The organism is Candidatus Thiosymbion oneisti (genome assembly GCF_900092655.1).
Taxonomy (GTDB): Bacteria; Pseudomonadota; Gammaproteobacteria; order Chromatiales; family Chromatiaceae; genus Thiosymbion; species Thiosymbion oneisti.
In genome coordinates this window covers 1-5,213 of the sequence record NZ_FLUY01000126.1, presented here as the reverse complement: position 1 = coordinate 5,213, position 5,213 = coordinate 1, and the positions used below count along the sequence as shown (strand labels likewise).

Sequence of the window (5,213 nt, the reverse complement as noted above, 5' to 3'; positions counted from 1 at the left end):
ACCCGTCCTCCAGCTTCGCCTCGCGGCTTCCACCTTGGGCTTCACTACGCTTCTCGTCACTCTTCGCGGTTACCTCCATCTCAGGTAACAAGTACCTGCCCATGTCGGGCACACGAGGGTGGGCTGCGCCCACCAGCTAGGCACGGTATTGGTGCGCACAGCCGTTGGTGGGTACAGCCCACCCGACGGCTCCTGTTCGCCGGGCCGCAACCGGATCTTAAGAACAATGAATGTCAACACGCCCTGGAAAAGGGCCACTTGTTACCCCCCAACACACGCCGGATGGAAAGGGCCTTGGGGAGTCCACCGCCGGAGGCGGTGGCTTACCTGCTGTGGGTTATGGGCAACGGACTTAACCAAACCCCACTAGCGAGATGTAACGCACTACCCGTGGGCCTACCGGCAACCGAGGTTTCCATTGCCCTGAAGAATGCAGGATACTTGCCCCCAAGCTCCTGAAGTGGGCTGTTGTGGGACTACCCTATGGACTGATGGCCGGAAGCTGGTAGCCGGCGACTGGAGGTCGATCATGAGGATGAAGCGTTCGCCCCTGTGGCGTAAGTCGCTGCTGGTGCCACCCATTGCGCTCGGGGTGCTCGCCTTGCTGTGGATCACCGCCGGCAAGGAACCGCCGGCGACGGCCCAGCGGGGCGAACCGACGCGCACGGTGCGGGTCATCGAGGCCCTGGAGCTGGATCTGATTCCGACCGCCGAAGGCTACGGCCCGGCGCGTCCGGCCCGGGTCTGGGAGGCGGTGGCCCAAGTGAAGGGACGGGTGATCCGGATCCATCCCCGCCTGCGCGATGGCGAGATCCTGGCGGAGGGGACGGAGCTCTTGCGCATCGATCCCGTGGACTATGAGCTGGCCCTGGCCGAGACCGAGGCGGAGTTGGCGGAGCTTAGGGTGCAGGAGCAAAACGCCCGCGCCTCCTTGGCGATCGAGACCCGCAACCTGGCACTCGCCCAACAGGACCTGGAGCGCGCGCGGAGGTTGGTCCAAAAGGGAACCACCTCCAAGAGCGCGGTGGACGAAGCGGAGCGATCCGTGCTCGGGGCCAGCGCCGCGGAGCAGAATCTCAAAAACACCCTGGCCCTGATCCCGGCGCGCAGAAAGGTACTCCAGACCAAGAGCGCGCGCGCGGAACGCGATCTGGTGCATAGCCTCATCCGCGCCCCCTTCGACCTGCGGGTGGCCGATTTGAAGGTAGAGGCCGATCAGTTCGTCTCGGTCGGCCAAACCCTGTTCGCGGGGGATGCGGTGGACCGGGTGGAGATCGAGGTCCAGGTGGCCATGTCTGCCCTGCGCCGGTTGTTCCTGGACCGGCCGGAATTCAAGCTCGACCCGGCGCGGCTGGGTGAGCAGTTGACGACCATGTTGGGCTTCTCCCCCCTGGTGCGACTGGACTTGGGCAACCACCAGGCTGAATGGGAGGCCCAGTTCGTGCGCTTTGACGACGCGGTGGACGCCCAAACCCGTACCATGGGCGTGGTCGTGGCGGTGGATCACCCCTATGACAAGATCATACCCGGCTACCGGCCCCCCTTGTCCAAGGGCATGTTCGTGCAGGTGATATTGCGTGGCAAGTCGCACCAGGCACGCATCCTGGTGCCGCGTGCGGCCGTCCGCGACGGGGCGGTGATGGTGGCAGACCAGGACCACCGTCTGCGCCGACGCCCGGTAACAGTGCTGTTCAGCCAGGGACAGATCTCCGTTATCGAGCAGGGGCTTACGCCCGGCGAGCGGGTCTTGGTCTCCGACCTGGTACCGGCGGTGGAGGGCATGTTGCTGCAACCCATCATCGATAAGGAACTGGTTGCGGTACTCGCCGCCGCGGGGGGAGACGGATCGTGATCGCCTGGTTCGCCCGCCATCCCACGGCGGCCAATCTGCTCATGGCCGCCCTCATGATCCTGGGATTGACCAGAATACCGGACCTACAGCGCGAGACCTTTCCGGAGATCAAGAACGACCAGGTGGAGATCCGCGTTCCCTACCGGGGGGCCACGCCCGACGAGGTGGAAGATGCCGTCTGCCGGCGTCTGGAAGACGCCCTGGAAGGCATCTCGGAGCTCGACGAGCTGCGCTGCGAGGCCCGCGAGGGCGTCGGTACGGCAACCGCCGTGATGCGCGAAGGCGCGGACATGACGCGCTTCCTGGACGACGTGAAGTCCGATGTGGACGCCATCGACGATTTCCCCGACCAAACCGAACCGCCGGTAGTCACGGAGCTGGGCCGTACCGAGCCGGTGGTTTCGGTGGCCGTGACCGGCCCCGAGGACCCGGTGGCCCTCAAGGCCTACGCGGAGGACCTCAAGGACCGGCTGCTGGATCTGGATGAGATTGCCGAAGTCACGGTCAGCGGCTTCTCCGACCACCATATCCGCATCGAGATCCCGGCCTGGCGCCTGCGCCAGTATGGGTTGTCCACCGATCAGGTTGCCGATGCGCTGCGTCGGCATAGCGTCGGCAGCCCGGCGGGGCGCCTGGAAGGCGGCCCCGAAGACCTGCTGCTGCGCTTCGATGACCAACGCAAGCACGCCGATGCCTTCCGCGACCTGGTCGTCATCTCGGGTGCCACCGGCGCGGCGATCCGCCTCGGGGAAATCGCCGCGATCAGCGATCGCTTCGACCGCGACGAGGAGGCGATTCTGTTTAACGGCCGCCGCGCGGCGGTGCTCGATGTCGCCAAGACCCGCGCCCAGGACGTGCTGGTGGTACTGGCTACGGTGAAGGACTTCATCGCCGCCGAGCATGCGCGGGCCCCCAAGGGCATCGCCTTGACCCTGACCCAAGACCGCGCCTCGGTGGTTCAAGACCGTCTGGACCTGCTGGTGCGCAACGGGGCCCAGGGGTTGCTGTTGGTGCTGCTGGTGCTTTGGTTGTTCTTCGGCATCCGCTACAGCCTGTGGGTCACCCTGGGCCTGCCCGTCTCCTTTCTCGGCGCCCTCTTCATCCTGCCCCTGGTGGGGGTGACCATCAACATGATCTCCATGGTGGGCCTGTTGATCGGGATCGGGCTGCTCATGGACGACGCCATCGTGATCGCCGAGAACATCGCCGCCAGGATGTCCCGGGGCGACGCTCCCATGCACGCGGCCATCGAGGGGGCCAAGCAGGTCCTGCCGGGGATCCTCTCGTCCTTCGCAACCACGCTCCTGATCTTCGGCTCCCTGGCCTTCATTACCGGAGAGATGGGTCAGGTGCTGCGGATCATGCCCATCGTGCTCATCCTGGTCATCTCGGTCAGTCTGGTGGAGGCCTTTTTCATCCTGCCCAGCCATCTGGGTCACTCCCTGGCGCACATGAAGCGGAGCACCCCATCGCGTTTCCGCGCCGGCTTCGAGCGCGGCTTCGAGCGGTTCCGTGAGCATAGATTCGGACCCTGGCTCGATCGCGCCGTGGACTACCGGTACCTCACCCTGGGCTTGATCGTCATGCTCCTGATTCTGGCGCTGGCCATGCCCGCGGGGGGTAAGCTCAAATTCGTGCCCTTTCCCGACCTGGACGGGGACCTGGTGGAGGCCCGGGTACTGCTCCCCCAGGGAACGCCACTGGCGCGTACCGAACAGGTGGTCGAGCGGTTGCTGGCGGCCCTGGAGCGGGTCAACCAGCGCTTCAAACCGCGCCAGCCCGGGGGCCAGGACCTGGTGCGCAACCAGGCCATCATCTTCGGCCAGAATCCCGACGCCTACGAGAATGGTCCCCACGTGGCGCGCGTGGTCGCGGACCTGCTGGGCACCGAGCTCCGCAACGCCTCCCTGGACGAGTTCCGCAACGCCTGGCGGGAGGAAACCGGCGACCTGGCCGACGTCATCTCCATCAAATTCACCGAGCCTGTCCACGGCCCCGGCGGCCGCGCTCTCGACCTGCGATTGCTCGGCTACGACCTGGATCGGCTCAAGGCCGCGTCGGCTGAGTTCCAGGAGTGGCTGCTGGGTTTCGCGGGTGTCCTGGACCTGAGCGACGACCTGCGTCCCGGCAAACGCGAGTACCGATTGCATCTTAAACCGGGCGCCGGCGTGCTGGGATTGGACGCCAAGACCGTAGCCGATCAAGTGCGCGGGGCCTTTCAGGGCATCAAGGTGGACGAATTTCCGGTGGGACCCGAGTCCTACGAGGTGAATCTTCGGCTGGTGGCCGCAGATCGTATCGGACCCGAAAGCCTGGAGGATTTCACCATCATCGGCCAGAAGGGTGCGCTGGTTCCCTTATCGGTGGTTGCGGATATCGAAGAGGTGCGCGGCTGGGCCCGGATCCACCGGATAAACGGCCAGCGCGCCGTCAGCATCCAGGGGGACATCGACCGCAGCCTGGCAAATGCCCAGGAGCTCTTGACCCTGGCTGGTTCGGAATTCGTACCGGGTCTGCTCGAACGCTATCCGGAGCTGCGTTTTGAGGTGGAGGGACAAGGCAAGGAGGCAGCCAAGACCAGCCTGTCCATCGGCCGCAATGTCCTGCTCGGGTTGATCGGCGTCTATATGCTGCTGGCCCTCCAGTTCCGCGGCTATCTGGTCCCCATCACCGTCATGCTGGTCATCCCCACCGCGCTCATCGGGGTGGTGTTCGGGCACCTGGCCCTCGGGCTCGATCTCACCTTGCCCAGCATCGTCGGTATGGCCTCCCTATTCGGCGTCGTAGTCAACGACTCCATTTTGCTAGTCTACTTCATCCGCGCGGCCAGAGCACACGGCATTCCGGTGCCCCAGGCGGCCAAGCAGGCAGGCAGGGAGCGCTTTCGGCCCATCCTGCTCACCTCCATCAGCACCATCGCCGGCCTCACCCCCCTGCTGCTGGAAAAGAGCCTCCAGGCCCAGATCCTGATCCCCTTGGCCGCCAGCCTCGCATTCGGCCTCGCTACGGCCACCCTCGCGGCCCTGTTTCTGGTCCCCGTCGCCTATGCGATCCTAGATGATTTCGGGTGGTTGGGAGCGCTTGATTCGGCGGATGATCGTGAGACGGTTTGAACCGCAAAGGCGCAAAAGGTAGGATGGGCTGTATCCATTTCGAGAGCCAGATGGAAGTTCGCCGTAGTTGTTCGCTAAGTCGTCCGCGGATCTCAACTCATCGTTTCCAGGTGTGTTGATGGAGCGGGGCGAGCGCATATAAAGTCTTTCAAAATCAATGATTCCAGATAAAGGTGGTGGTTAATTTTTAAATGCCAGCTTAACCAGTAGCTGGCAATAGCTCCGTATTATAGCGGTGCAGGAAGAGT

Annotated in this window: 2 protein-coding genes; both read left to right on the top strand. The window is 64.4% G+C overall.

The window, feature by feature from the left end:
• Window positions 1-529: 529 nt before the first annotated feature.
• On the top strand, window positions 530-1,852 hold the full coding sequence (locus BQ17_RS01245; RefSeq protein ID WP_089723942.1) for an efflux RND transporter periplasmic adaptor subunit: 1,323 nt from the start codon (window positions 530-532) through the stop codon (window positions 1,850-1,852).
• Window positions 1,849-4,965 (top strand): efflux RND transporter permease subunit, encoded by a 3,117-nt coding sequence (locus BQ17_RS01240; protein WP_089723941.1) that lies wholly within the window; start codon window positions 1,849-1,851, stop codon window positions 4,963-4,965. The genes BQ17_RS01245 and BQ17_RS01240 overlap by 4 nt, the downstream gene beginning before the upstream one ends.
• Window positions 4,966-5,213 lie beyond the last annotated feature (248 nt).